This window comes from Acidovorax sp. SRI_002, from assembly GCF_057586455.1.
Genome location: NZ_JBYCZW010000004.1, coordinates 70,167 through 96,200 on the forward strand (window position 1 = coordinate 70,167; position 26,034 = coordinate 96,200).

A 26,034-nucleotide genomic window follows, 5' to 3' on the forward strand; every position below is an offset into this window, starting at 1 on the left:
GTCAAGCCTCCGCCTCCATCACCTTGCGCCAGTATTCGTACATGCCCCGGATCAGCGTCTCGGTCACCATGTGGTCTGTGTCGCCCACATCGCGCCCGCCCAGCTCGGCCAGCGTGCGGTGCGCGGGCTTGGTCTCAAAGCCCTCTTGCGACCACTCGATCACCTCGCCATCGTCAGCCGACACAAAGCCCGCCGGGCCGAACAGATTGGCCTGGCGCAGGCGGCGCTGCGTCATCTCCTCGCTGTCGTCCTCAAAGCCAAAGTGCGTCCACACAAAATCAAACGCCCCCTTGCCATCGGGCTGGATGTGGCGTGTGGACACGCTGTTGACCTGCTGCTGAAAAATCACGCTAGGGAACACGGTCATCATCACCGCCGTGGGCACCGATGCCGGTGCGTTCGGCACCGCAGCGCCCTCCCCGCTGGCTGCGGGGGCCGGGCCCGCCCACCAATCCTCCTGCGCAATGTCCAGAAAGCGCGGGTCATTCAGCGACATGCTGGCCTTGAAGCTGGACACCTGCGTCACATCCGCCGCCTTGCCCGCCGCGCCACGGGTCGAGACCATCGCCGCATGGCGGTGCTGCGCATCCATCAGCAGTTGCGACTTGTTGTCGGCGCGCCAGAGCCCAAAGGTCACAAACCAGGTGTGCAGCAGGCCGGGGTGGTACGGGTCCTTGATGTTCTCTTGCATCAGCTTCCAGTTGCCCGGAATGCGCTGGCGGTTGTAGCCCAGGATGGTGAGCTTGCGGCCATTGAACAGCCGGTCAAAGTAGCCCAGGATGGTGGGGCCCAAGAATTCCTCCAGCGGCTCCACGCTGTGGTCAAACGACGCAAACACCACGCCGCCACGGGTGGCCACCTTGAGCTTGGTCAGCCCATGCTCTGCCGGGTTGAAGTCTGCAGGCATGCCGCCATTGACCTTGCCATCCTGCTTCACGCCGCGCCGAAACGGCACGCCCTGCAAGTCGCCCGACAGGGTGTAGTTCCACTGGTGGTACGGGCAGGTCAGGCTCTCGCGGTTGCCATGCCGCTCACGGCAAAACGCCATGCCCCGGTGAGCGCACACGTTTTCCACCACATGGATCGAAGCATCCTTGTCGCGCACCAGCAGCACCGAACGCTCGCCAATCACCGTGCGCTTGAAATCCCCCGCGTTGGGAATCTCTGCCTCCAGGCCGACATAGCACCAGTGCCCGTTGTAGAACAAACGGTCCAGCTCCTTACGGTACAGCGCCTCATCCGTATAGGCCTGAAAAGGAATGCGGCTGGTGCCGTCCGTCTCCCAGCGGATTTGCTGCGGGAACACGGTGACGGGGCATTCATGCATGGGCGTCTCCTTTGTTTTTTGTCATCGCCAATCAATCGGTCGATCTATCAATTCATCCGTCTTTCGGGGCAGGTGCGGATAGCACCCAGCGCCTGGGGACCGATCATTCGCGCTGCAGCAATATCAGTCAATGGAACCCTGGTGATGTTTCACATCACTGGTGTGAATATGACTTTGACGGCGGCGCGGGAGATTACTGCACCATGGGGGCGGTGCAAGGCGTGCAAGGCCGCGCTGCATGCAGATGGCATGAGCGAGTCAAACGGGATTGGGTACTGGGGGCGGTCGGCCGAAAACTTCTACCGATGGGCTGGGCCGGGCGGACAGCCTGCGTGGCGAGGAGTCGTTGGGAGCCATGCCTAGCCGATGAGAGGCTGGGGCATGCGAGGGGATTTCAGATCAGCTCAGCAGGTATTGCTTTGCAGCCGTCACTGTCTTTAAGGATTTCAGCTTAATGGATGCTGTGGACTCATTGCACATGGGCTACCAAGCCACCGCCCCCGAGGTGAGCAGGACGCGCTGTTGCGATACTCAGCATTACAAAACTATCAAATGCCTCAGAATATTTATGCAAGCCATGATGAAATTTCATTTTGAGCCCCAATTTTCTAAAACCCATGATCATTCTGGATGCGAAATTTAGTAAAAATCTGCTCCATCCAGCCTAATAAGATAAGAATAGCCCATAGGTAATCCATTTTTCAATGCGATTCCGGTTGAGTATTCAGGGTGATAATAGGTGGGCTGTGTAAAGTATACCTCAGCGGGATACCTAAGAGCGTGCAAGCACATCGCTACAGATTGCGCCTTGGGTCCATAGGGTGCAAAAACCGCTGGAGATTTTCCATATTTCGTTATTGCATCTATTCGTTGAAAAACACTGCAAAGATCATAAGCCGCGATTCTAATTATCTGTCGATCATCTCTTAGACTCAAGTCTTTTTCAATACGGCGAACGAATTCCCATGCACGGTTTACGCTTGAAGGTGCTGCAGGGAAGGGCATTAACAAAGAAATCTTGAAATTCGGTGCCTCGTATGTCTTTTTGAGCCAATCTGGAAGACTATAGGGTAAAAAACCCACGCCAACAATTACATTCTCAACGTGTTGCGAATTGAGATGGCTGTCATGAACAAATCAACCTTGGGAAGAGCCATTCCATTGATATGTTGGCGATTGGCCAAAATCCTAGCTGCAGATTTTTGGGAAAATGAAGATGCCGAATCAATGATCTCAACGAAGCCGCAATCGTTTATTGTCAACGATTGCTGATGATGTAAAAGCATGCCTCTGCAGCGATCTTGCGTCGAGACACAACCCAATAGAAACCAGCCCTTAGAATTTAGCGTTGGCATCCGGAAAAGCCAGTTCGGCGGCCCCCAAGGGCGAATTTTTCCATTAATCATCAGGCGTCATTTCCAAACAAGCTACCTTGAAGTGGCGACGAGTGCGTATTGGCTGACTCCGCAGGCTGGATATCGTTACCAGAGAGCCACTTGTTAGCCTGTCCAACGTTAATATATTCCGGCTCTTTTGTGTGTACGCTTGGAATCCTAAATACTGGACTCAGTATAGGGGCAAGATAATACTTTGTACGCTTTTCCCCCGGATTCTTTGATGTATGAGGCATCTCGTAAAGATCCCCATAGCCAACGGCTTGACAAAGGAAGGATTTTAATCGCGCATCCTTTTCAAGATCATCTGTTCGCAGCGAAAAACCATTGGCTCCAGGATAACTCATCGTCTTATCCATGATGAGCCTCCTATATAAGTGTCTTCCAACCGCATCTACGAAGACACGCCTTTGCCGTGCGTTGGGGCCTTCAATTTGCTTTTCCTTCCATTCATGACTAGCCTCAACTACACCTTGGCTTTGAACGTCAGGAGGTATCGGAAAATCCAATGCATCAGTAGAAGAACCTCTGTTATCCCTCAGCCAAGCATCCCAAATGTGCTGTAGCAGAAACAAAAAAACAAGAATTTGTCCGCCGCTCAGATTCAGTATCTCATCTTCGCCGCTCCAAGCCAGTGCTTGTCTGTTCGCCGATGCCACTTGCATCAGCGCGTGCGGTACGCGCTCTTTGTACCAATAAGGCTTCCACGGCTTTTCATCGCCTGAAGGGGGGTCGCTCAATGCACTGCTACTCTTAAGTCGATAGCTTTTTTGACGCACCCAAGCGCAAGAGAGCCAAGACGCAAGTACATCTTCTTTGGCGAGGCTCTCTATATATTCCTTCCATTTATCATTCAAGTGTTCGATTCCCGAAAGCTCGCGCCGGATAATATCCTCCCCGCTCACGGCACTTACATACTTTGCGACGCGATCCTGCGGTTTTGGACTGTCGCCTAGAGCAGCAGCAAGTGAAATCTTTTTCAGAATATCGTGTGAGTGGAATGCAGCCGCACGCAACCTTCGCGCAAAAATATCTCTTGCAAAATCAGGAAACTTCCATGTTCGAGCATTCTCTCTACGACGAAACAATTCATCCATGTCAAGGAATGAAAAATCTCGCTTAAGTTCTAGAGAGTCAGTAGTTCGATAAATTATGGGCCGTGAGGGCCAACCGTGCGATCTCGTACCTATACGGTATGAAACTCGTCCATCACGCGCACCTATCGCCTTATGGATCAACCTTTGGCAAGCATCACCATATGTTGTGCCCGACACATTTAGTGTGGTCAACTGTTCGTATTGGTCAATCCGAATAAAGACCTTTGTTGATTCACTTATTACACCGCAGCTCCTGAGCGCCTCAGCAACTTTAAGAATCGGATCGCCAATAACAGTTTTACTTCTCAAAATCTTATCGGGCAGCGCATCGATGTTTAGATTGAGAAACCTTCGATACCAGCCAATTCGTTCGGCAAAGCTCGCTTGCAACTCCTGAATACTACTAGCTTTTGAGTGAACCCCGAACCAACACTCATCAACCGAAAATTTTTCCGAGAAGGCCTTTAACTTGCTAGGGTCTAGAGAAATTCCGATATCCGCGCATAGCGACTCATCGGCAGCCTCAACAAACTTCAAGATCGTTGCCAATACGTCGGATACTATCCAGTAGTTGATGAAATCAGCGAACAACAACTCCAATTCTTGAACCTGTCGCTCGTCTAAGCCAGTCTGAAGATGTTGGGCGAACTCAAGAGCCCCGCACTTCCTAAGATTTACACCAGCACCAATGAACTTGGCTTGCTCTTTAGGAACTGGAAACTTGATTTTTGCTTTCTTATACGCGATGCGTGATTCAGGTCGCAACAAGTTCAGCAGCATGGTCTTGCCCGACCCTTGCAGCCCTCGAACAATTACGTTGCCCGGCTCAAAAACGGCCCCTGCCAAATCTACAATTATCGGGCTAAAGATTTCGACTAGCGCCTCTTCGCTTATTGCCTCGCTCAAGTAAAGGTCATGAAATGGATTTGATGACATTTTTCATCCTATACGCGGCTGTGCCTCGGAAATACAGGTTGCCAAGCGCCATTTGCAGGCCGCCAATGTATTAGTGGCAAGGTGTTGTCTGGTGTGTTAGTGAACATTACAACAAGACCACCCGTAGGTCTGTTACCAGGAAATCCGTACATATGATACGGCTTCGCTCCAACCGCAACACCGCCGCTCACTGCCGGGTAAGATGAAATAATGAGCTCCCTGAGAGCATCTGTTTCAGTCTGCGAGTAAGATGAATCTGTCGGAGTAAAGAAGGCGGGCTTAGGAAGCTCTAAGACCGGATCAAAAGCTAGAGTTCCGGGTCGCCGCAAATTCAATTTCGTCTCCAATAGCCTCGCCATTTCTGCCCCGTCAGGACAAATAATCATCGGAGCAAACAAAACTTCAATATCTTCAATATGGGTTGCCGCAAAATTCACAGCCGACAAAGATTGGCTCCCGCCCCCAACAAAATCCTCCAGAAGAACTAGACGTTTAATGCCATTAGTTTTGCAGTAGTTTCTAATTTTAAAAACATCTCCTAGCGAATAAAGAGAACACCAATCGGGCCGAAGGTTTGCGTTTGCGGGCAGATTATTTATATGAAAAAAAGAATTAATTCGAAAACTATCAGTGACTGGACAAAACCATGTATTCTCTACGGCGGCGATCAATCGCTGCTGAGCATCACCTGCACAAATATCAATTTGCTCACGATCTATCAGCCACCTGGCAATAGGACCTTCATACGCGCAACGGAATAATTCCTCAAATTCCACGGGACCTATATAGAAAATCTTTGTCAATAGCCGATACAAGGTCTTCTTGTGAGCGTCTGTCGGAACATTTTTTAGCCAAGCTTCGCAGCGCTCCCAGAACTCCCCACTAAAAAACTTATTCGGTTCATAGGATTTGAATAGCCGACTCTCAAGGTGATTAACCTTAAGATTGACTTTTGTCATATCATCATCGGCCCAAGCCTTGATTAGATCCTCAATGTAACTTGCCATTTTTTAGAGTAATTGACGGACTGATTTTGCGATAGCGAATGCCATCGGTGGTGGCACCGCATTACCAATCATGCGAAACTGCTCTTTCGTGGAGCCAGAAAATACGATGCTATCGGGAAAGCCCTGAATTCGTGCAGCTTCGCGCACAGTATAGCTACGATGCTCTATTGGATGCAGAACCGAGGTGTAGTCGCCGAAGCGGGTATCCACGGTCCTGCTCAATCCATCCAATTCGAGGCGTCGATATTTTCCATTAAAAGTATTCGTTAAGTCATGGTGATGAGGAAATTTTCGTAGATACCCCTTATCCACGAGTTGCTCCAATATTTCCGCACCATACATATCTACCAAAATACTAGTTGCGACTGGATCTGCATCCCCAAAATCGCGCCTCCGCTCTTGACGCCTTAATCGAAGAACGGTCTTCAGGACCTCTCGTTGTGCTTTGTTCGTTCTACCGAATACCTCAGGTATATCCCACGTGTGAACCGACATCTCGCCGCCCCGGGCATTCGTCAGCTTCTGACCTTGGCCAATTTTTTCAGCAATCTTGCGATGCCTAGATTGAGGGGGCAATTCGACTGGATCATGGTTAGGCGTATCAGATCCTATCGATAGAACATCCCGCAAAGTAACTGACGAGGCTTTTTCGAGGTCAGGCACTTCCAAGGCACGAGTTCGCCAAGAAATCATGACTATGCGCCGCCGATTTTGCGCCACACCGAAATCTGCACTATTGATATAAAAGTCTTTGGTTCGATAACCAACGGCGCGCATCGAAGTATGTAGCGCTTCCCAATAAACTCGGTGCTCGCCAGATAGCGCACCAAGTACGTTTTCCGCGACTACAACCTTTGGGCGATGCTTCTCAGCTAGCCGAGAGGCGACAAGCAACAGCGAGTTTCGAGGGTCATCAACCCGACGTTGCCCAAGGGTCGAGAAGCCCTGGCACGGCGACCCTGCCAGAAGCACATCGATTCGCGCAGATCGAGGAATCGAGGGATCACTCACCGAGAGATCCAGTTCTTGGACTGGTGATCCAAAATGTGCGGCATGAACCGCTAATGCGTTCGCGTCTTGATCGACACTCAGACGCGGTGAGAACCCTGCTTCAACAAAGCCTAAGTCCAAGCCGCCGCAACCGGAAAACAAGCTATAGAAGTTTGGCATTCTTGTAGAGGACATAGCGCAGTTTAGCTCGGTGGCCCGACTCCAGCGTTAGACGCGAGCAGTCTTTCGGGGTTGCTTTCACGGGGAGCGAATACGCTTTTATAGGCTACCGTCATGCGGCTTCAACCAATCGCTGCGCTGAGTCGCCGGCAGTCCTCCAAGATCCGGAAACGACCGACTGCTGTCAGCCTAAAGCAGCCAGAGACCCCGCCCCCAAGAATCTGACGATTCCCGCCCACGGAAGCGCATCACCTTAAGTCCAGGGTCAACCATCTCACTACCAATTTGATAGCTATAAGCGCTTGATAGACAGGCGGTAGAGCCCGATTTTCTTCAAATTTCAGCACACCGCACCACTGAAACCACGCACGCACCCATCTCGCCGGTGCTCAAGGCGCACTGCCACTGAGACAGACCACAGACCACACACCGCCACGCCAGCAAAAGCCAACGCGGCGGCGCGTGGTGCACAACGCTTTCTATCTCTCTCCGGCAGCGGCTTACTTCACCGCAAACCGCACATTCGCCGCCTTCTTGCCCGGCAACGTCACTAGCGCCACCACCTTGGTGCCTGCTGCGACCTTGAAGATGCCTTTGGTTTCGAGTCTGCCCTCGCCGGCCGGTACAAGCACGGCCTCGGATTTCTCGGTGCCGTTGAGCAGGGTGAGCTTGGCGCTCACGCCCTCGGTCTTGGCGGGTTTGCCGTGGTCGCGCAGGTGCAAGGTGATGGTGTCGGGCTTGGCGACGAGTTCGTAGTCCATGTCGTTGGCTTCAGCCACGATGCCGCCGTGTTGGGGCTTGTGGTCGTGGCCTGCGCCGTGGTCGCCAGCGGCATGGGCGGCGGTGGTGGCCACAGCGGCGAGGGCCAGGGCGGCGAAAAGTTGGCGGGTGGTTTTCATGAGAGTCCTTTCAAAGGGTGAATGAAAAAGCAAACGAACAAATAAAGAGAACGAAAACAAAACAAGAAAAGCTCAGAACGCCTCGGCGTTCTTGTCGTCCAGCAGGCGTTCGGCATCCTTGCGGCCAAACAGCCAGAACAGGGCGGGGGTGAGGAAGGTGTCGAGCAGCGTGGAGCTGATGAGGCCGCTGAAGATGACCACCGCCACCGGGTGCAGGATTTCGGTGCCGGGGCGTTCGGCCTCCAGCAGCAGCGGGGCCAGGGCAAAGGCGGTGACCAGGGCGGTCATCAGCACGGGGCTCAGGCGCTCCAGCGAGCCGCGCACGATCATGGCGGTGTCAAAGAGCTCGCCTTCCACGCGCATCAGGTTGAGGTAGTGGCTCACCTTCAAAATGCCGTTGCGCACCGAGATGCCCGCCAGCGTGATGAAGCCAATCAGAGCCGCCACCGACAGCGGCTGGCCCGACACCCACAGCCCCAGCACCGCGCCCACCAGCGCCAGCGGGATGTTGGCCATGATGAGCGCCGACAGCGTGGCCGAGCGGTAGCGGGTGTACAGCACCACAAACATCAGCACCAGCGAGACAATGGCCAGCAGGCCCACCAGGCGGCTGGCTTCTTCCTGCGCCTGGAACTGGCCGCCCAGGGTGATGAAGTAGCCCTCGGGCAGGCGCGTGTCACCCACGGCCTGGCGGATGTCGGCCACCACGTCGGACAGCGCCCTGCCCTGCGCGTTGGCCGAGAGCACGATGCGGCGCTTGCCATCGTCGCGGCTGATCTGGTTGGGGCCGTCGCCCTCTTCGATGGTGGCCAGGCGCGACAGGGGCACGGGGCCGCGTGGCGTGTCGATCAGCACACGCGCCAGGCCGTCGATGGAGCGTGCGCTGTCGGGCAGGCGCACCACCAGCGCAAAGCGGCGGCTGCCTTCCACCACCTGGGCCACTTTTTCACCCTCCACCAGCGTCTGCAGCGCGGCCAGCACCTGGGGTGCGGGCACGCCCATTTGTGCTGCGGCGGCGTAGTCCACGCGCACGGTGATCTGCGGCGCCAGCACCTGCTTTTCCACCTCCAGGTCGGCCAGGCCGGGGATGCCCGCCAGCCGCGCGCGCAGGGCTTCGGCCTGGCCCCGCAGCGTGTCCAGGTCGTCGCCAAAGAGCTTGATGGCGATCTGCGAGCGCACGCCCGAGAGCATGTGGTCGATGCGGTGCGAGATGGGCTGGCCGATGGCGATGGCGGCGGGCAGGTGCGCCAGGCGGCTGCGGATGTCGGCCTGCACCTCGGCCATGCTGCGCTTGAGCTCGGCCGCAGGCAGCAGGCCCACGTCCAGCTCGCTCACGTGCACGCCTTCGGCATGTTCATCGAGCTCGGCACGGCCACTGCGCCGGCCCACGTGCGTGACCTCGGGCACCTGGCGCACCAGCACCTCGGCCTGGCGGGCCAGCGCGCTCGATTCGGCCAGCGTGACGCCGGGGTTGAGCCGCATGCCGACGAGCAGCGTGCCTTCGTTGAACGGGGGCAGGAACGTGGTGGGGAAGAACGGCACCGCCGCTGCCGACAGCGCCACCGCCGCCGCGCTCACGGCCAGGGCCGTGCGTGGGCGCGCCAGCACGGCCACAAGCCCGTTGCGGTAGCGCGCTTTGAGCCAGGCCACCACGCGCGTGTCGCCATGGTCGAGGTTCTTCATGCGCGGCAGCAGGTAGAACGCCAGCACCGGCGTGACGGTGACCGACACCAGCAGCGATGCCAGCGTGGACACGATGAACGCAATGCCCAGCGGCACAAACAGCCGCCCCTCGATGCCCGGCAGCGCAAACAGCGGCAAGAACACCAGCACGATGATGGCCGTGGCATACAGGATGCCCGAGCGCACTTCCATGGACGCGAGCTTGACCACCTCGATGGGGTGCAGGCGGTGGTGGGGGTGCTTGGCGCGGTCCATCTTCAGGCGGCGCAGCACGTTTTCCACATCGACCACCGCGTCGTCCACCAGGCCGCCAATGGCAATGGCCAGGCCGCCCAGCGTCATGGTGTTGATCGACAGGCCGAAATACTTGAACACCAGCGCCGTGATGAAGATGGACACCGGGATGGCCGTGAGCGCAATCACCGTGGGCCGGAGCGTGCCGAGGAACACGAACAAAATCACCGCCACAAACACCGAGGCGCCCATGAGCTTGCCCTGCAGCGTGGTGACCGAGGCCTCGATGAAACTCGCCTGGCGGAAGGTGACGCGCGGTACCTCCATGCCTGCGGGCAGCGAGTTCTTCAAGTCCACCAGCGCGGCCTCGATGCTGCGCGTGAGCCCGATGGTGTCGGCCGTGGGCTGCTTCTGGATGCCCAGGATGACGGCGCCCTGCCCTTCGAAGCCCGCGTCACCACGCCTGGTAGCTGCGGCAAAGGTGGCATCGGCCACCTGGCGCAGCAGCACGCTCTGGCCGTTTTTGGCGGTGAGGGCCAGGTTCTGCAGGTCTTCGAGCCGCGAGGTGCGGCCCAGGTGGCGGATGAGGTATTCGCGCCCGCCCAGCTCCAGAAACCCGCCCGAGGTGTTGGCCGCAAAGCCCTTGAGCGCGCCCGTGAGCTGGTCGTGCGTGATGCCCAGCGCCGCCATGCGCGCCGTGTCGGGCAGCACCTGGAACTGGCGCACCTCGCCACCGATGGGGATCACCTGCGCCACACCGGGGATGGCCATGAGGCGCGGGCGCAGCACCCAGTCGGCGTACTCGCGCACGGCCATGGGCGTGGTCTTGCCCGCGTCGATGGGGATGGCCACCTGCATGATCTCGCCCATGATGGAGCTGATGGGCCCCATGCGCGGCGTGATGCCGCCGGGCAGGCCCTCTTCCATGGACGACAGGCGTTCAGACACCATCTGCCGCGCGCGGTAGATGTCGGTGCTCCAGTCGAAGGTGACGTAGATGAACGACAGGCCCGCGCTGGAGGTGGAGCGCACGCTCTCCACACCGGGCAGGCCATTCATCGCGGTCTCTAGCGGGAAGGTGATGAGCTGCTCGACCTCTTCGGCGGCCATGCCGCCCGCCTCGGTCATGAGGGTGACGGTGGGTTTGTTGAGGTCAGGGAACACGTCCACCGGCGTGCGCGAGAGCGTGAAGGCGCCATAGGCCATGAGCACGGCGGCGGCGATGAGCACCAGCAGCCGGTTGACCAGGCTGTTTTCGAGAAGCCACTTGAACATCGTGACTCCTTAGCGGACCTGGTTGATGAGCGTGGCGCCCTGCGTGGCCACGCGGTCGCCGGGCTGCAGGCCCGAGGTCACGGCCACCGAGGTGCCGTCCAGCGGCACCGCCGTGACCACCCGGGGCGCAAAGCGCTCGGGCGACTCCTTGACCCAGACGATGGTCTGGTTGGCCGGGTTGCGCAGCAGCGCTGCGGCGGGCACCTGCACGCCATCGACCTTGTCGGTGGACTGCACGAACACCCGCACCGGCTGACCCAGGGCCAAGGCGCCAAGCGCGGCCGAGTCGCCCACAAACTGCAGCGGCTGCGCCTGATCACGCAGGCTGCGCGCCGCGCCCAGAAAGCGCAGAGGCACACGCTGCCCACCCACGGCCAGCGTGGCACCGGTCACGCTCTGGGCCTGTGCCGGGTCGTAAGCCAGGGCCTCGATGCGCAGGCGCGATGGGTCCACCACCTCAAACACCAGTTCGCGCGCATCCACCACCTGCCCGGCCACGGCATTGGCCGAAGCGATGACGCCCGACACCGGGGCCACCAGCGCATCGCGTGTGGCCAGGCCCGCGCCCACGGCGCCCAGGCGCTGGGTGAGGCTGTGCAGCTCGCTCTCGGCGGCCTCGATGTCCTTGCGCGGCACGGTGTCGGCCAACTCTTGCAGGCGCGCCACGCGCCGTGCGGCCAGGTCGCGTGCAGCGCGCAGTCCGGCCTGCTGGGCCAGTTGGTTGGAGCGCTCGATGGCGCCCGCCGTGGGCACCACATAGGCCAGCACCTCGCCCTTGCGCACCGCCTGACCCACGCCCGGCAGGCCCTTGGGCCCAGCCTCCAGCCGCCCGGCCAGCACGGCCTGCACCTTGCCCCCCGCGTTGGGGTCCATCACCACGGTGCCCGCCAGTTCAAAGGCCTTGGCGTGCTGCCCGGTGGCTGCCACCAGGGTGCGCACGCCCAGTTGGCGCTGCGCGGGTTTGGGCAGAAACACGCTGCCATCGGGCTGGCGGCTGGGGCCGTTGCCGGTGGGCGCGAGCGGTGCGTCGCCATGGTCGTGGCCGGGGCCTGCCGAAGCAGGCACAGGGGCGCTGAGCGCGGCAGCCATGAGCAGGGCCAGCAAAGAGGGCATGGGGTGGAAGCGCTTCATGCGGCACCTCCCACGCGCTGGTTGTTGCCCATGCGGGCAGCACGGCCCCGGCGCAAACCCCACACGGCGACCAGCGCCAGCAGCACGGCGGCCACGGCGCCTGCGATCAGCACAGTGCGGCGGGCCAGCCCTGCGGGTGCGGCTTCGGTGTGGGCGGCGGGGTGCAGGTCGATCTCGCCTGCGAGCAGGTCGGTGTCAGTGCCTGCGGCCACGGTGGCGGTGACGGGGCTCACGCCCTCGGCCAGCGGGGCGGCCAGAGTGGCCTGGAACTCGCCCTCGGCCACGCGGGTGACGGGCACGCTGGTGCCCGCAATGTCCAGCTCCAGCCGGGCGTCCTTCACGGGGCTGTTGTCGCCCGCGTGGTCCAGGTAGAGCGCGATTTTTTGCCCGTCGAGCACGCCCACCAGTTCAAACAGGTCGGAGGTGGCGGCAAAGCGCGGCAGGGCCGTGCCCGTTGCTGCGGCGGGGGTTTCGCCATGGTCGTGGCCAGCACCGGCCAGCGCGGTCGGCGGTAGCAAGCCCAGCAGCAGGGCCAGGCCCAGTGTGGAGAAAGTGGAAGAGAGTTTCATGGTGTTCAGCAAAAGTGGTGAGGGCCTCAAGGGCGTCATTGCGGCAGCAGGCCCAGGGCTTGGCGCAGGTGGGAGATGGCGGCCGCTGCGTCGATGCGGGCGCGGGCCAGCTGGCGTTCAGCCTGGGCGACCTCCAACTCCACACGCAGGCGTGTGGGGCCGTCGGCTTCGCCCAGGCGGAAGGCCTTGTCGATAAAGCCGCGTGTGCCCTGCGCCAGCGTCGCGTGGCGTGCCAGCGCATCCCGCTGGGCCTGCGTGGCCTTCACGCGGGCCATGGCGGCGGCGATGTCGGCGGCCAGGCGCCTCTGCTCCACGGCAGCACGCGCCTCGGCATCGATGGCATCGGCGCGTGCTGTAGCCTGCTTTGCCTGCGCACGATCGCCCCCGCCCAGGGGTATGCGCAGGCCCACGGTGAAGGTCTGCTGGTAGCGGTCGCCCGCCTGCTCGCGGCCCCGAGTGGCGGCCACCGTCAGCTCGGGGTTGGCACGGGTTTGCACGGCGGCCAGGTCGGCGGCGCGGCGGGCCACCTCGGCCTGGTCCTGCCAGTCAGCCGCCGCAGGGTGCTGGGCAGCGGCTGCCGTGGCGTCTGGCACGGGGGGCTCGGGCTCCGCAGCGTCGGCCAGCGCTAAGTCGGGCACGGCCTTGATGCCCCAAGCTGCCAGCGACGCCTGTGCTGCGTCCCGCGCGCCCTGGGCCTCGGCCATGGCGGCTTCGGCCTGGGCCACGGCGGCGTCGGCCTGGGCCTGGTCGGCGCGCGACAAGTCTCCCGCGCGCACGCGGCGCGCCACGTCGGCGGCCAGGCGCTGGGCGTTCAGCAGCCGGTCTTGCGCCAGTGCCTGATCGGCCTGCGCGCGCTGCGCGGCCCACCACGCTTCGCGCACGGTGGCGGCCAGTTGCAGCTGCGCGGCGCGCTGACGGCTTTCCAGCGCCTGCGTTTCGGCGTCGGCCAGTGCGGCCTTGCGGACGCGCTCGCCGGGCAGCCACAGCGGTAGGGCAAGGCCCACTTCGGCTTCGCGGCTGCCCTGGTTGCTGCCGGGGCGGTCGGTTTTGGTGGACAGCTCCAGCGCCACGGGCTCGGCCGTCCAGGCTGCCGCCGCGCTGCGTGTGGCCTGCGCGGCCTCGCGCCGCAAAGCGGCAGACTGCGCCTCGGGCTGGCGCTGCCAGGCCTGCTCGAACAGGGCCTGGAGTGTGAGCGGCGCCGTGCCGGGGTGTGCGGTCTGGGCCTGTGCGGCACTGCCCAGCAGTGCCCAGCCCAGTGCCATCACCACCAGCGCGGCGATGGGCGTGTGTTGTCGTTGTTTCGTTGGTTGCATCCGATTCCTCTGCAGTGGCCGGGGGCCACAGGTTGAAATCGGCGAGGCGCGATGGATGAAGGGGACGGTCAGCGGTGCACGCACGCCAACAGCAAGACGCGCACCGCTACTGCCAGGGAAGGCAGGTCTCCAACATCATCAGGAAAAGAAACGGAGCCACCCAAGCCCCCGCCTCGCCGCTCAGGCGAAGAAGGACCAGTTGGGGCGTTCGGGGCGCGTAAGGGGGGCAAGTGGCCAGGCGGGTGCGGCCAGGCCCGGCGGGTGCACCACGGCCACCACGATGGCCTGGGCGCTGGCACTGTGCGCCAGGCCGCCGCCTGTGCCGTGGCAGGCATGGCAGTCCATGTCGGCCAGGGTGCTGGGGCTGACGCCCGGGGCCGAGTGGTCGGCACCTTCGTCGCCATGGTGCTCGTGCACATGGTGGCCAAAGTGCGAAGCCTGCGGCGCTGACTCGTGCCCACAATAGGGCGAGGCCGCCGCCCAGATGGACTGGAGCGGCATGAACATCAACAGAAAGACGAGCAGCAAGCGGCGCATGGGCAGCGGGATTCTAAGCAGGCCGCACCACCCGCCCCGCCAGATAGCCTGACGGGTTGAGGGGCCTAGCCCCGTGGGTTGCACAGGCACACCATGCAGATGCTTCACTTTTTATAGCAAACTTTGAGACCCATAGCGCGGCAGAGGCCATTTTGACTACAGAAACGCCATTCACTGCGCCGCCACCAGGTACTGCGGCACCCCGTCGGCCGCCAGCACTGGCGTGCTGTGCACGCCCCACACCTGCGCGATGGTGACGGGGGTGAGCAGGTGGGCCGTGACGTGCACGCTGCGCAGGCCTACCAGGCCCGGAGCGAGCAGCAGGCTGTCGTGGGCGTAGCGCAGGGCCAGGTTCAGGTCGTGCAGCACCGCGACCACGCCCACGCCCTGCTCCACCGCCCAGCGGCGCACCAGGGCCAGCGTGTGGTGCTGGTGCGCCAGGTCGAGCGCGGCGGTGGGCTCGTCCAGCAGCAGCCAGCGTGTTGCACCGTCGGGCAGAGGTTCCCAGATTTGCGCCAGGGCGCGGGCCAGGTGGCTGCGGGCGCGTTCGCCGCCCGACAAGGTGTTGATGCTGCGCCCGGCCAGGTGGGCCACGCCGGTGGCCTGCATCGCCTCGGCCACGATGCGGGCCTCGTGGCGGCTGGGCTGCTGGCGGTGGGGAAAGCGCCCCATCTCCACCACTTCCTGCACCGTGAAGTCGAAGGCCACGGCCGTGTCCTGCGGCAGCACGGCGCGCTGCCGGGCCAGGGCCTGGGCGCCTTTGCCGGACACCGGTTGCCCGCCCATCCGCACATGGCCCGAGCGCGGCGCGCGCTGGCCCGAAAGCATGGTCAGCAGCGTGGACTTGCCCGCGCCGTTGGGGCCCAGGATGGCCGTGACGCGCCCGGGCACGAACTGCGTGTGCACGGTGGCCAGCAAGGGCCTGCCGGGCACGCCCACACCCAGCTGGTCGCACACCAGCAGATCGGCGGTGGTGGTGACCGGGGATGCGACGGCGGCATTCATACCTTGCTCCGATACTGGCGCAGCATGGCCAGAAACAGCGGCACGCCGATGAAGGCCGTGAGCACGCCCAGCGGCAGCTCTGCGGGCTGCACGATGGTGCGCGCCACGCCGTCGGCCGCAAGCACCAGTGCAGCGCCCAGCAGGGCCGAGCCCGGCAGCACCACGCGGTGGTCCGGCCCCGCCACCAGGCGCACCCAGTGCGGTGCCACCAGGCCGATAAAGCCGATGATGCCGGTGGCCGCCGTCACGGCACCCACGGCCAGCGCCGTCACCAGCACGGCCAGGCGCTTGGTGCGCTCCACCGGCACGCCCAGCAGCGCTGCCTGCGCCTCGCCCAGGGCAATCGCATTGAGCGGGCGCGCGAGCGCCAGACCCAGGCCGCAGGCCACCGCCACGATGGCGCCCACCAGCGCCACGGCGCTCCAGCGCGCGCCGCCCAGGCTGCCCAGCAGCCACATCTGGAGGTTGCGCAGCTGCTCGTCGGTGGAGATGAAATTGAGGTAGCCCAGCCCCGCCAGCGCCAGCGCATTGACCGCCACGCCCGCCAGCAGCATGAGCCCCATGCGCGTGCCGCCATCGGCCTGCGCCAGTGCATAGATCAGCGCCGTGACCAGCAGGCCGCCTCCAAAGGCCATGCCCACCAGTGTCCAGCTGCCCAGGGTGCGCGGCAGGTCGGGCAGCCAGTGGCTGCCCAGCACGATGGTGACGGCCGCCGCCAGCGCGGCCCCGCTGCTCACGCCCACCAGCCCGGGGTCGGCCAGCGGGTTGCGAAACAGCCCCTGCATCAGCGCACCGGCCAGCCCCAGGCCGGCGCCAGCGGCTACGCCCATCAGCAGACGGGGCAGCCGAATGTTGATGAACACCAGATATTCGGGCGCCTGCTCGGCCAACGGCGCTGCGCCCACGGCCTGCAGCAGCACCTGCCACAGCTGGGCGGGTGCAATGGCGTAGGCGCCCTGCGTGCTGGCCCAGACCAAGGCCAGCACGACCAGCACTGCCCCTACACCTATCGCCGTGCGGGGAGACAGGCGCCCGGGACTCCAGCGCGCACCCGGCTGCGCCACGGCCACGCTGCTCACGTGGTGATCGCCTGCGTGCGGGTGTGCAGCTCGCGCACGGCGCCGGGCAGGCGCGGGCCAAAGCCCAGCAGGTGGCTGGCCTCCATGGCCACCAGGGCCTTGCGGCGGAAGGCGGGCGTGAGCGCCAGCTCGGGCCGCTGCCAGAAAGCGGCCTCGCCGCCCAGTGCCTCAATGCCCTGGGTACTGTTGAGCAGCACCTCGGGCGCGGCGCTGGCCATGGCCTCGGCCGTGAGGGGCCGGTAGCCTGCGAACTGCGTGATGGCATTGGTGGCACCCGCAAAGCGGATCAGCGCATCGGCCGCCGTGCCGGTGCCTGCCACCATGGGGCTGCCGCCGTGCGACAGGATGAAGATGGCGCGCGGGCGCCGCGTGGTGGCTGCCACCAGCTTTTGCACCGCCGCCCACTGCGCATCCAGGTCCGACTGCAGGGCCTGGGCCTCGCGCTCGCGGCCCGCCACCCGGCCCACGGTGGCGACTTTGCGCTGCACCTCGTCCCAGGTATGGTCGGCCTGCACCAGCTCCACGCGCACGCCAGCGCTGCGCACCTGGTCCAGCACCACGGGCGGCCCGGCTTCGGTGGTGCCCACCACAGCGTCGGGCTTGAGCGACAGCAGACCCTCGGCCGAGAGCTGGCGCATATAGCCGACCTTGGCGGTCTTGAGCGCGGCTTCGGGGAACAGGCTGGTGGTGTCGGTGCCCACCAGCTGGCCCTGTGCGCCCAGCAGGTAGACCACCTCGGTCAACGCGCCGCCCAGCGAGACGATGCGCGCCGGGCGGACGGCCCAGGCGGCCCCGGCCCACATCGCAGACAACCAAGGCAAAGCCGCCACACCGCGCAGCAGCCGCCGACGCGCGCCACCTGGCCCCCAGCTTTGCACGGCAATCGGATCACGCAGCATGGGCCAGCTCCTGCACGCCAGGCAGGCGTGCCACCAGGTCGCGCCAGCCCTGCAGCTCGGGCTTGCCGGGTTTGCGTGCACCGAAGAACATGGCCATCAGCTCGCCCGCGTGGTCGAACGCCTCGACCGAGGTGACAACACCATCGGCCGTGGGCTTTTCCACCACCCACACGCTGGCAATCATGTCGGTGCGCAGGTGCAGGTTGAAGCCCGCGTCCAGCACGTTGATCCACTGCGCACGCGGCGTATCGAGCGGCTGGATATTGCGCACCGGCCCGGTGTGGATCTGGATGCAGCCGCCGCTGCCCACAAACACCATGATGGGCAGGCCGTCCACCGCGGCCTCGTCCAGCAGGCGCGCCACGGCCTGCGGCGCAGCGCGCCAGGCAAACTGGCCTTCGACCAGGCGAAAGCTCTGCTGACGCTCCACGCCGAATTTCTTGGTCAGGCCGAAGAACTCGTGCGTGTCCTGCATGGCGGCCCAGGCCTCGCGCAAGCCCTGGGCGTCGATGTCGGCGTCGGGCAGCACGGCCGCTGGCGCGGGCTCCGGACCAAACACGTAACCCGCGCTGGGTTGCACGAAGCGGCTCACCACTGCGTCGAATGCAGCCAGGTTGGTGGCATCGCGCGTGAAGATCTTGTGCACCGCACGGCCCTGCGCGTTGTAGAACTGCAGGCTGCGCGACGGCGGTTTGGCGAGGTCGTTGGCCAGCTCGGTCACCGCAAAACCCGCATGCCACTGCGCAAAGAACAGGCGCAGGTCAATGTCCTCGCCCAGCGCGATCCCCACCGGCCCGGTGGCCGACACGTGCGTGTACACGCCGGTCTTCTCGTGCACCGTGCTCTCGTTGCGCGTGAGCGCCATCAGCGGGCCGCAGGCCTCCAGCGACTGCAGCAGTTCCAGCCACGAGCCCTGCAGAGGCACGGCCTTGAGCGGGTGGCCATGCTCGCCCGCATGGGCGGCCACGGCGGCGCCTTCCGACAGCCCCAGGCTCTCGGCGGCGTCCTTGGCACGCTTGCCCGCTGCGCGGGCTGCGGCGAACCGCTCACGGATATCGGGGGCGGCCTGCGGCGGATGGGCCGGAGCGCTTGGGGGGTTCGTTGCAACGGCATTCATTGCACGGCCTCCGGTGCGGTGTGCCACAGCACACGGCGTTGTTCGGCAGCCACCATCGCGGCGCTGGCGGCCACGTCCTGGCGCGCCTTGCATTGCTGGTCCCAGCGGCCTTGCAGGCTCCAGACCACGGTGCGAAAGTGCGGCGTGAAGCCCTGGGCGTCGGCCAGCATCTGCAGGTTGGCCGATATCTTGCGGCCCATGGCGTCGCGGTGGCTGTCGCAGCAGGCTTGCACATAGCCCGTCATCAGGGCCAGGGTGCCCGCCAGCAGCGCCTCGGCGCAGGGCAGGCTGTATTCCTCATCGCAATGGGCGCCGGACGTGGGCGTATCGGGCGTGTCAGGTGCATGGCTCATGGTCTGTCTCCTTGATGGGGTTCATCGGGATGGGCTGTGCCTTAAAAGTCCGCCACCAGCGACACGCGCACTGCGCGGCCCGGCTGGCTGTAGGCGTCGATGAAGCTGGCGTTCGCGGCCAGGCCGCGCACGTCGGCCCAGCGCCAGTGCTTCTTGTCGGTGAGGTTGTAGATGCCCGCGTTCAGGCGCAGGTCCTTTCGGATGCGCCACTGCGCCGCCAGGTCCAGCACCGTGTACGACGGCGTGAGGAACTGCGTGCTGCCCGTGGCCACGCTCACGTCGCTGGCCTTCTTGGCTGCGGCGTGGGTCATGTCCAGCCGCGCCATCCAGCCGCCGCTGTCATAGCGCAGGCCCGCCGTGAGCCGCGATGGATCTACCGTGTTCACCGGCTTGCCGGTGGCCGTGTCGCGACCGCGTGTCTGGCCATAGGCAAACGGAGAGCTCCACTGCCCGCCCGCCCACTGGCCCCAGCGCATGTCGCCCTTGACCTCGAAGCCATTGAGCTTGACGCGGCCGATGTTGACCGACTGGAACACCAGCGGGTTGCCCGGCGCGCCCGTGCCGCTGACCTGGCGCAGGTCTTCGATGAAGTCCTTGTAGCGGCCGGTGAAGGCTGCAGCCTCGATGGACAAACGCTCCATGCGCCCGCGCACGCCCAGCTCGAAGTTCTGGCTCTTCTCGGGCTTCAGGTCAGCGTTGGGCACCGTTTTGTAGTTGCCCACCGTGTTCTCAAAAAAACCGTTCACCTGCCCCGCATTGGGCGCACGGAAGCCCGCCGCGTAGTTGCCAAACACGCTCCACTGCTCCGTGGCGCGGTACAGCACGCCGAGCTTGGGCGAGGTGGCATTGCCCGACAGCGACACCGCCTGCGCGCCAAAGCCCGCCTGGTCGGCCTTGATGCGGAAGGTGTCAAAGCGCACGCCGGGCGTGATGCTCCAGGGCCCGCTCACGAACTCGTCCTGCACATAGAGGGCGGTGCTGGTCTCGGTGGTGTCGGGGAATCGCTTGAGCGGGAAGGTCTCGCCCGCCGGTGGCGTCACGCCGGTCTGCAGGTTCTCGACTTTGGCCGCCGTGTAATCCAGGCCGTAGGTGATCTTCTGCACCCACGGCCCGCCATTGCGCAGCACCTTGCTGCCCTGCAGGTTAGCCTGCCAGGTGCGCTCGTCATAGGTCACGTCGCGCACGCGGTCAGCGGCGGTGTTGCGGTCTTCGGTGATGTACTCGCGCGAATGCGCGTCCTGGTAGCTCAGGGTCGCCTTCACATCGTCGACAAAAGCGCTGTTCACGCGCCACGATCCCTCCCAGGTCGCGCGGCTGCGCTGCATGTCGGTGAACGAGGTGGAGCCCAGCACCGAGGTCGCGGCCAGCGGTGGCTTGGAGCGTGCGCTGAGCAGGTCGTAGTCGGACGTCTTGTCCACATGCTCCAGGGTGAACACATGGCGCTGGCCGCCGCCGGGCGTCAGCACCACCTTGCCCAGCAAAGCGCCACTTTTGTCTTTCTGCGGATTGGACTTGGTGCGGTCGGCATTGGCCGCATCGTTGGTGCCCATGTTGTCCAGCTCGCTGGCGCGGGTGACGTTGCCGCCCAGCAGCCACTGCACCGTGTCGCCCGCCTTGCCCGCCACCGTGGCGCCCACGCGCTTGCCGTGCTCGTCGCCGTCATAGCCCAGGCTCACCCGGCCGCCGATGCGCTTGTCGCCGTCGAGGAAGGCCGATGGGTCTGCCGTGATGAAGTTGACCAGGCCCGCCATGCCATCGGAGCCATACAGCGCCGAGGTGGCGCCGCGCACCACCTCGATGCGCTGCAGCAGCCCGATGTCCAGGTAGTCGCGCCCGAAGGCATTGGCGCTGAAGACATAGCTGCGCGGCAGGCGAATGCCATCCACCATCATCAACACGCGGTTGCCGTCCAGCCCCCGGATGTTGAAGCCCGCGTTCTGCTCGCGCCCGGTGGAGCCACTGGCCAGCGTGAAGCGTGCGGGCGAACGGGTGACCGACACGTTGGGCAGCTCGCGCGCCACGTCGCGGATGTCGCGCACCTGGCCTTCCTCGATGGCCTGCGCATTGATCACGTCGATGGTCATGGGCAGTTCGTCGCGGTCCTGCTCGCTGCGCGAGCCGCTGATGACCACTTCTTTGAGCTGCGGCGCTGCAGCCACCAACTGGGCCACATCTTGCGCATGCGCGCTGCCAATGGCCACACATGCACAGGCCACCAGCCATGCCAGCGGCCGCAGACGGCCTTGCAGCCATTGATCGGAGGGGTGCGCCTGTGCGCACCGGGAAGAAAACTGAGGGGAACGGAATGCCTGCGCCACGGAGGGGAGTCCTTCTCTGAAACGACAACGAATACAGAGCTGGCTCCATGCAGACGGTCCTGGCTTCTGCGCGCAGAAGCATGGGCCGTTGTGGCTGGCTGATGGGATGAAATTATATGAGAATAATTCTCAATAGCAACAATTTAAAACCCTTCTTGATGGTGCCTTACAAGCCCAAGCACAGCCGCTTTCTCCGTAAACGTCGGCGCCATCCAGCCATCCAACGTAACACCGCCTGGGCGACTCCAGCCTCTCCCGGACAGCCACCCCAAAACAAAGCGACTGGATGCCGAAACATCCAGTCGCTCTTATTTTTATAGCTATTAGCACTTATCCATCAAGCGCCAGGGGGCAACTTTGTTGGAATATTCCCCGCATCACTAACCCTACCTTTGCGGGAAAGAGTTTGGGAGAGGGGACGTGCGGTGCAGCTTTACGCTGCCACGGCTTCGCGCTGCGCTTCTGGAGCCTTGGCGCCTTCGGCCGCAGCCACCACCGGCATGCGGATCAGGTGGTCAAACGCGCTCAGCGCCGCCTTCGATCCGTCGCCCGCAGCAATCACGATCTGCTTGAAAGGCACCGTGGTGCAGTCGCCCGCGGCGAACACGCCGGGGATGTTGGTGCGGCCGTGCGAGTCGACGATGATTTCGCCGAACTTGGACAGCTCCACCGTGCCCTTGAGCCACTCGGTGTTGGGCACCAGGCCGATCTGCACGAACACGCCTTCGAGCGGCACCAGGTGCTCCACGTTGGTGGCGCGGTCCTTGTACTTGAGGCCGTTGACCTTGCCGTCGGCGCCGGTGATTTCGGTGGTCTGCGCGTTGGTGTGGATGGTCACATTGGGCAGGCTCTTGAGCTTGTTGACCAGCACGGCGTCGGCCTTGAGCTGGTCGGCAAACTCGATGAGCGTGACGTGGGCCACGATGCCAGCCAGATCGATGGCAGCCTCGACACCCGAGTTGCCGCCGCCGATGACCGCCGTGCGCTTGCCCTTGAACAGCGGGCCGTCGCAGTGCGGGCAGTAGGCCACGCCTTTGTTCTTGTACTCGGCTTCGCCGGGCACGTTGACATTGCGCCAGCGGGCGCCGGTGGACAGGATCACCGTCTTGGACTGCAGCGTGGCGCCGTTGGCCATTTGCACGCTGATGAGGCCACCTGGCTCGGCCGCGGGGATGAGCTTGTCGGCGCGTTGCAGGTTCATGATGTCCACGCCGTAGGCGCGGGTGTGGGCTTCGAGTGCGGCGGCAAACTTGGGGCCGTCGGTTTCGAGCACCGAGATGTAGTTTTCAATCGCCAGCGTGTCATTGACCTGACCGCCAAAGCGCTCAGCAGCGACGCCGGTGCGGATGCCTTTGCGGGCGGCGTACACAGCGGCCGCGGCGCCAGCGGGGCCACCACCGACGATGAGCACGTCGTACGGGGCCTTGGCGCTGAGCTTGGCGGCTTCGCGGGCGGCGGCGCCGGTGTCGAGCTTGGCGACGATTTCTTCAATCGTCATGCGGCCGGAGCCGAAGACCTGGCCGTTCAAAAACACCATGGGCACGGCCATGATTTCGCGCTCGGTCACTTCCTGCTGGAAGGCGCCGCCTTCGATCACGGTGGTCTTGATCTTCGGGTTGACGATGGCCATGAGCGACAGCGCCTGCACCACGTCCGGGCAGTTGTGGCAGGTCAGGCTCATGTAGACCTCAAAGTTGAAGTCGCCATCCAGGGCCTTGATCGAATCGATCACGTCCTGCTCGACCTTGGGCGGGTGGCCGCCGGTCCACAGCAGGGCCAGCACCAGCGAGGTGAATTCATGGCCCAGGGGCAGGCCGGCAAAGCGCAGCGAGTTGGTGGCGTCAGCGCGCTGCAGGCTGAACGAAGGCTTGCGCGCATCGTTGCCGTCGGTGCGCAGGGTGATCTTGTCGCTGCGCAGGGATTGGATGGTCGTCAGCAGTTCGCGCATGTCGCGCGCCGTCTCGCTGTCGTCCAGGGAAGCCACCAGCTCAAACGGCTGCTGCACGCGCTCCAGGTAGGCGGCGAGTTGGGTCTTGAGTTGTTCGTCGAGCATGGTGGTGTCCTTTGAATTTCGAGTTGTGATGTATGGGAGGTTGAAGCCAAAAGGGCTGCAGTTCAAGCCTGCATATCAACGTCCGGGCGTAAAAAAGCCGGACGGCATGGCGCACGCGCGCCATGACGCTGTCCGGCTTTTGGGGGCCGAGAAGAGTCGGTAATTAGATCTTGCCAACCAGGTCCAGCGAAGGCGTCAGGGTCTTGGCGCCTTCCTTCCACTTGGCGGGGCAGACCTGGCCAGGGTTGGCGGCGGTGAACTGGGCAGCCTTGAGCTTGCGCAGGGTTTCCGACACGTCGCGGGCGATTTCGTTGGAGTGGATTTCCAGGGTCTTGATCACGCCATCGGGGTTGATCACGAACGTGCCGCGCAGTGCCAGGCCTTCTTCAGGGATGTGCACGCCGAACGCGTTGGTCAGCTGGTGCGTTGGGTCGCCAACCAGGGGGAATTTGGCCTTGCCCACGGCGTCCGACGTTTCGTGCCACACCTTGTGCGAGAAGTGGGTGTCGGTGGTCACGATGTAGACCTCGGCGCCGGCCTTCTGGAACTCTGCGTAGTTGTCGGCAGCGTCTTCGATTTCGGTGGGGCAGTTGAAGGTGAAAGCTGCGGGCATGAAGATCAGCACGGACCACTTGCCCTTGAGGGACTGCTCGGTCACTTCGATGAATTCACCCTTGCCGTCACGGTTGACGAAAGCGGTGGTCTTGAAGGGCTGAACTTGCGTATTGATCAGGGACATTGCTGTTTCCTTGGTGGTTGGTTAACTGAACAGGACTGAAGTCTAGGCCTTTCGAGACCATCAATCCAATTAATTGATTTGATTGAATCAATTGCCTGTGACTATACAGCGACACCCTGCCATCAGGCCGGGGCGGGCATTTTGCCCCCTTTTAAACCCCCAAAGACCGCAAGGAAGCCGCTGCAAGAACCACCGCCCACCCGGTCAACCCTTGCGGCATATCAAACATTTAAATACAACTGATTCGCGTTTAGTTTTATCATCTACCGCACTGCAGCAACGCCGCCCATGCCACTTTGCTGCAGTGGGCCAGCCAAAGCTCGACGCCTCTGAAATATTGGTCAAAACGGCCTGCAGCGCTTTATTGATAAGCGCAAGCAGCTCATAAATTTATAGCAAAGACCTCAAACACCATGTTCCAAACACTTCTGATCTGTTTCCGCGAAGGGCTGGAAGCCCTGCTGGTGGTGGCGATTGCCACCCTGTACCTGCGCAAGACCGGGCGCCTGCACCTGTTGCTGCCACTGCGCGCGGGCGTGGGCGTGGCAGCCCTGCTCTCGCTGGTGCTGGGCTGGGTGCTCTCGCAGGTGGGCGCGCTGTCGCCCGCAGCCGAGGGTGGCATGGCGCTGGTGGCTGCCGCCACCGTGGCCTGGTGCGTGGTGCACATGCGCCGTGCGGGCCAAGGCATGGGCCAGGACATTGCCCAGCGCATGGACCGCGCCAGTGTGCTGGAAGGCCCGCGCGCCTGGGTGGCGGTGTTCCTGTTTGCCCTCTTCATGGTGGGCCGCGAAGGCGTGGAAACCGCCACCATGCTCGCCGCCCTGGCCCGCAGCGCCGAGCTGGGCTACATGGCCTGGGGCGGCCTGGCGGGCCTGGCGCTGGCCATTGCCATCGCCTGGGCCTGGACGCGCTACGGTCGCGCGGTGAACCTTGCGCGGTTCTTCCGGGTCACGTCGTGGTTCATGGCGGTGTTTGCGGTGCAACTGGTGGTGTATGCGTTCCATGAGTTCACCGAAGGCGCAGCGATACCCGGCATCGACAATGCTTACTGGCATGCGGCCACCGAAGACCTGGCCGAAGGCACCATTGCCCAGGCCATCTCGCTGGCCCTGGTGCTGGTGCCCACGGTATGGCTGGGCCTGGCGCACTGGCGTGAACGGCGCACGGCGCCATCGTCCGCAGCCGCAACCGCCATGGGCACACAGGCTGCCGCGCCACGCGCCGCACAATAGCCCCGCGCACGGCCTGGGCAGCCCCATCGGGCCTACCGTGCCGGATAGGGTCGACCGGGGTGAACGCGAACGCCTATCAACCTCACACGCAGCCAGCGCGCTCTAGCAGGGATATGCCTTGCGCGTGTTGATATGGCTCACGACAATCGGGGCCGAATCAACACAACACAACACAACAAGGAGTCCCCATGAAAGGTGACGCACAGGTCATTGGCCATCTGCAGGCCCAGCTCAAGAACGAACTCACGGCCATCAACCAGTACTTCCTGCACTACCGCATGCTCAAGCACTGGGGCTTCGACAAGCTGGCCAAGAAGGAGTATTCGGAATCCATCGGCGAGATGAAGCATGCCGACTGGCTCATGGACCGCATCTTCACGCTCGATGGCCTGCCCAACCTGCAGGACCTGGCCAAGATCCAGGTCGGCGAAGACGTGCCAGAGATCCTGGCCTGCGACCTGCGCGCCGAACAAGGCGCCCAGGCCACCATCAAGGATGGCATCGCCCACTGCGAAACAGTGCGTGACTATGTCTCGCGCGACCTGCTGCAAAAGATCCTGGACGACACCGAAGAGCACATCGACTTCCTGGAAACCCAGATCGATCTGATCGGCAAGGTGGGCCTGCAGAACTACCTGCAATCGCAGATGGGTGACGTGGAGTAACG

The 26,034-nt window shown here is 63.0% G+C and carries 21 protein-coding genes; 3 read left to right on the forward strand and 18 right to left on the reverse strand.

Annotated elements, in window-relative coordinates:
• Position 1: 1 nt before the first annotated feature.
• Entirely contained in the window at positions 2-1,327 is a 1,326-nt protein-coding gene (locus AC2YJX_RS11630; RefSeq protein ID WP_487256135.1) for an aromatic ring-hydroxylating dioxygenase subunit alpha, read from the reverse strand.
• Positions 1,328-2,455: 1,128 nt separating this feature from the next.
• Here AC2YJX_RS11630 and AC2YJX_RS11635 point away from each other — a divergent pair.
• The gene (locus AC2YJX_RS11635; protein ID WP_487256136.1) at positions 2,456-2,599 is read left to right on the forward strand and encodes a hypothetical protein; all 144 of its coding nucleotides are present in this window, start codon (positions 2,456-2,458) and stop codon (positions 2,597-2,599) included.
• Positions 2,600-2,732: 133 nt separating this feature from the next.
• Here the strand turns inward: AC2YJX_RS11635 and AC2YJX_RS11640 are convergent, their stop codons facing one another.
• The 17 genes from AC2YJX_RS11640 to ahpC form a co-directional block, all read right to left on the reverse strand.
• Positions 2,733-4,754 carry an ORC-CDC6 family AAA ATPase gene (locus AC2YJX_RS11640; RefSeq protein WP_487256137.1) on the reverse strand — a complete coding sequence of 674 codons (2,022 nt, stop codon included), beginning with the start codon at positions 4,752-4,754 and terminating at the stop codon, positions 2,733-2,735.
• An 8-nt stretch (positions 4,755-4,762) separates the two neighbouring features.
• A complete protein-coding gene (locus AC2YJX_RS11645) occupies positions 4,763-5,761 on the reverse strand; it encodes a phosphoribosyltransferase-like protein (RefSeq protein ID WP_487256138.1) in 999 nt (332 codons plus the stop codon).
• A gap of 3 nt (positions 5,762-5,764) precedes the next feature.
• A complete protein-coding gene (locus tag AC2YJX_RS11650; protein WP_487256139.1) occupies positions 5,765-6,946 on the reverse strand; it encodes a DNA cytosine methyltransferase in 1,182 nt (393 codons plus the stop codon).
• A gap of 485 nt (positions 6,947-7,431) precedes the next feature.
• The gene (locus AC2YJX_RS11655) at positions 7,432-7,830 is read right to left on the reverse strand and encodes a hypothetical protein (protein ID WP_094291724.1); all 399 of its coding nucleotides are present in this window, start codon (positions 7,828-7,830) and stop codon (positions 7,432-7,434) included.
• Positions 7,831-7,902: 72 nt separating this feature from the next.
• On the reverse strand, positions 7,903-11,022 hold the full coding sequence (locus AC2YJX_RS11660) for an efflux RND transporter permease subunit (protein WP_487256140.1): 3,120 nt from the start codon (positions 11,020-11,022) through the stop codon (positions 7,903-7,905).
• 9 nt (positions 11,023-11,031) lie between these two features.
• On the reverse strand, positions 11,032-12,153 hold the full coding sequence (locus AC2YJX_RS11665) for an efflux RND transporter periplasmic adaptor subunit (RefSeq protein ID WP_487256141.1): 1,122 nt from the start codon (positions 12,151-12,153) through the stop codon (positions 11,032-11,034).
• Positions 12,150-12,722 carry a hypothetical protein gene (locus AC2YJX_RS11670; RefSeq protein ID WP_487256142.1) on the reverse strand — a complete coding sequence of 191 codons (573 nt, stop codon included), beginning with the start codon at positions 12,720-12,722 and terminating at the stop codon, positions 12,150-12,152. The genes AC2YJX_RS11665 and AC2YJX_RS11670 overlap by 4 nt, the downstream gene beginning before the upstream one ends.
• A gap of 35 nt (positions 12,723-12,757) precedes the next feature.
• Entirely contained in the window at positions 12,758-14,035 is a 1,278-nt protein-coding gene (locus tag AC2YJX_RS11675; RefSeq protein ID WP_487256143.1) for a TolC family protein, read from the reverse strand.
• A gap of 180 nt (positions 14,036-14,215) precedes the next feature.
• Positions 14,216-14,572, reverse strand: coding sequence for a hypothetical protein (locus AC2YJX_RS11680; RefSeq protein WP_487256144.1), 357 nt, complete (start codon positions 14,570-14,572; stop codon positions 14,216-14,218).
• Positions 14,573-14,743: 171 nt separating this feature from the next.
• Complete coding sequence (locus AC2YJX_RS11685) at positions 14,744-15,577, reverse strand: heme ABC transporter ATP-binding protein (RefSeq protein ID WP_487256145.1); 834 nt, start codon at positions 15,575-15,577, stop codon at positions 14,744-14,746.
• On the reverse strand, positions 15,574-16,656 hold the full coding sequence (locus tag AC2YJX_RS11690; protein WP_487256146.1) for a FecCD family ABC transporter permease: 1,083 nt from the start codon (positions 16,654-16,656) through the stop codon (positions 15,574-15,576). Before AC2YJX_RS11690 ends, AC2YJX_RS11685 begins: the two co-directional genes overlap by 4 nt.
• Positions 16,653-17,555 carry a heme/hemin ABC transporter substrate-binding protein gene (locus tag AC2YJX_RS11695; RefSeq protein ID WP_487256147.1) on the reverse strand — a complete coding sequence of 301 codons (903 nt, stop codon included), beginning with the start codon at positions 17,553-17,555 and terminating at the stop codon, positions 16,653-16,655. Before AC2YJX_RS11695 ends, AC2YJX_RS11690 begins: the two co-directional genes overlap by 4 nt.
• On the reverse strand, positions 17,545-18,672 hold the full coding sequence (locus AC2YJX_RS11700) for a hemin-degrading factor (protein WP_487256148.1): 1,128 nt from the start codon (positions 18,670-18,672) through the stop codon (positions 17,545-17,547). The genes AC2YJX_RS11695 and AC2YJX_RS11700 overlap by 11 nt, the downstream gene beginning before the upstream one ends.
• Complete coding sequence (locus AC2YJX_RS11705) at positions 18,669-19,025, reverse strand: hypothetical protein (protein ID WP_487256149.1); 357 nt, start codon at positions 19,023-19,025, stop codon at positions 18,669-18,671. Before AC2YJX_RS11705 ends, AC2YJX_RS11700 begins: the two co-directional genes overlap by 4 nt.
• Positions 19,026-19,066: 41 nt before the next feature.
• On the reverse strand, positions 19,067-21,274 hold the full coding sequence (locus AC2YJX_RS11710; RefSeq protein ID WP_487256356.1) for a TonB-dependent hemoglobin/transferrin/lactoferrin family receptor: 2,208 nt from the start codon (positions 21,272-21,274) through the stop codon (positions 19,067-19,069).
• Between the two features lie 502 nt (positions 21,275-21,776).
• A complete protein-coding gene (gene ahpF, locus AC2YJX_RS11715) occupies positions 21,777-23,396 on the reverse strand; it encodes an alkyl hydroperoxide reductase subunit F (RefSeq protein ID WP_487256150.1) in 1,620 nt (539 codons plus the stop codon).
• A gap of 163 nt (positions 23,397-23,559) precedes the next feature.
• The gene (ahpC, locus tag AC2YJX_RS11720) at positions 23,560-24,135 is read right to left on the reverse strand and encodes an alkyl hydroperoxide reductase subunit C (protein ID WP_055398629.1); all 576 of its coding nucleotides are present in this window, start codon (positions 24,133-24,135) and stop codon (positions 23,560-23,562) included.
• A gap of 413 nt (positions 24,136-24,548) precedes the next feature.
• Here ahpC and AC2YJX_RS11725 point away from each other — a divergent pair, with 413 nt between their 5' ends.
• Positions 24,549-25,367: an FTR1 family iron permease gene (locus AC2YJX_RS11725; RefSeq protein ID WP_228899542.1), complete on the forward strand. Its 819-nt coding sequence runs from the start codon at positions 24,549-24,551 to the stop codon at positions 25,365-25,367.
• 188 nt (positions 25,368-25,555) lie between these two features.
• Positions 25,556-26,032 carry a bacterioferritin gene (gene bfr, locus AC2YJX_RS11730; RefSeq protein ID WP_055398627.1) on the forward strand — a complete coding sequence of 159 codons (477 nt, stop codon included), beginning with the start codon at positions 25,556-25,558 and terminating at the stop codon, positions 26,030-26,032.
• Positions 26,033-26,034: the final 2 nt, after the last annotated feature.

Coding starts and splice junctions, on each gene's coding strand:
- AC2YJX_RS11655 (WP_094291724.1), bottom strand. CDS start 7,830: ATGAAAACCACCCGCCAACTTTTCGCCGCCCTGGCCCTCGCCGCTGTG.
- AC2YJX_RS11640 (WP_487256137.1), bottom strand. CDS start 4,754: ATGTCATCAAATCCATTTCATGACCTTTACTTGAGCGAGGCAATAAGC.
- AC2YJX_RS11635 (WP_487256136.1), top strand. CDS start 2,456: ATGAACAAATCAACCTTGGGAAGAGCCATTCCATTGATATGTTGGCGA.
- AC2YJX_RS11660 (WP_487256140.1), bottom strand. CDS start 11,022: ATGTTCAAGTGGCTTCTCGAAAACAGCCTGGTCAACCGGCTGCTGGTG.
- AC2YJX_RS11670 (WP_487256142.1), bottom strand. CDS start 12,722: ATGAAACTCTCTTCCACTTTCTCCACACTGGGCCTGGCCCTGCTGCTG.
- AC2YJX_RS11685 (WP_487256145.1), bottom strand. CDS start 15,577: ATGAATGCCGCCGTCGCATCCCCGGTCACCACCACCGCCGATCTGCTG.
- AC2YJX_RS11700 (WP_487256148.1), bottom strand. CDS start 18,672: ATGAATGCCGTTGCAACGAACCCCCCAAGCGCTCCGGCCCATCCGCCG.
- AC2YJX_RS11650 (WP_487256139.1), bottom strand. CDS start 6,946: ATGTCCTCTACAAGAATGCCAAACTTCTATAGCTTGTTTTCCGGTTGC.
- AC2YJX_RS11665 (WP_487256141.1), bottom strand. CDS start 12,153: ATGAAGCGCTTCCACCCCATGCCCTCTTTGCTGGCCCTGCTCATGGCT.
- AC2YJX_RS11725 (WP_228899542.1), top strand. CDS start 24,549: ATGTTCCAAACACTTCTGATCTGTTTCCGCGAAGGGCTGGAAGCCCTG.
- AC2YJX_RS11680 (WP_487256144.1), bottom strand. CDS start 14,572: ATGCGCCGCTTGCTGCTCGTCTTTCTGTTGATGTTCATGCCGCTCCAG.
- AC2YJX_RS11695 (WP_487256147.1), bottom strand. CDS start 17,555: ATGCTGCGTGATCCGATTGCCGTGCAAAGCTGGGGGCCAGGTGGCGCG.
- ahpF (WP_487256150.1), bottom strand. CDS start 23,396: ATGCTCGACGAACAACTCAAGACCCAACTCGCCGCCTACCTGGAGCGC.
- ahpC (WP_055398629.1), bottom strand. CDS start 24,135: ATGTCCCTGATCAATACGCAAGTTCAGCCCTTCAAGACCACCGCTTTC.
- AC2YJX_RS11675 (WP_487256143.1), bottom strand. CDS start 14,035: ATGCAACCAACGAAACAACGACAACACACGCCCATCGCCGCGCTGGTG.
- AC2YJX_RS11630 (WP_487256135.1), bottom strand. CDS start 1,327: ATGCATGAATGCCCCGTCACCGTGTTCCCGCAGCAAATCCGCTGGGAG.
- AC2YJX_RS11705 (WP_487256149.1), bottom strand. CDS start 19,025: ATGAGCCATGCACCTGACACGCCCGATACGCCCACGTCCGGCGCCCAT.
- bfr (WP_055398627.1), top strand. CDS start 25,556: ATGAAAGGTGACGCACAGGTCATTGGCCATCTGCAGGCCCAGCTCAAG.
- AC2YJX_RS11645 (WP_487256138.1), bottom strand. CDS start 5,761: ATGGCAAGTTACATTGAGGATCTAATCAAGGCTTGGGCCGATGATGAT.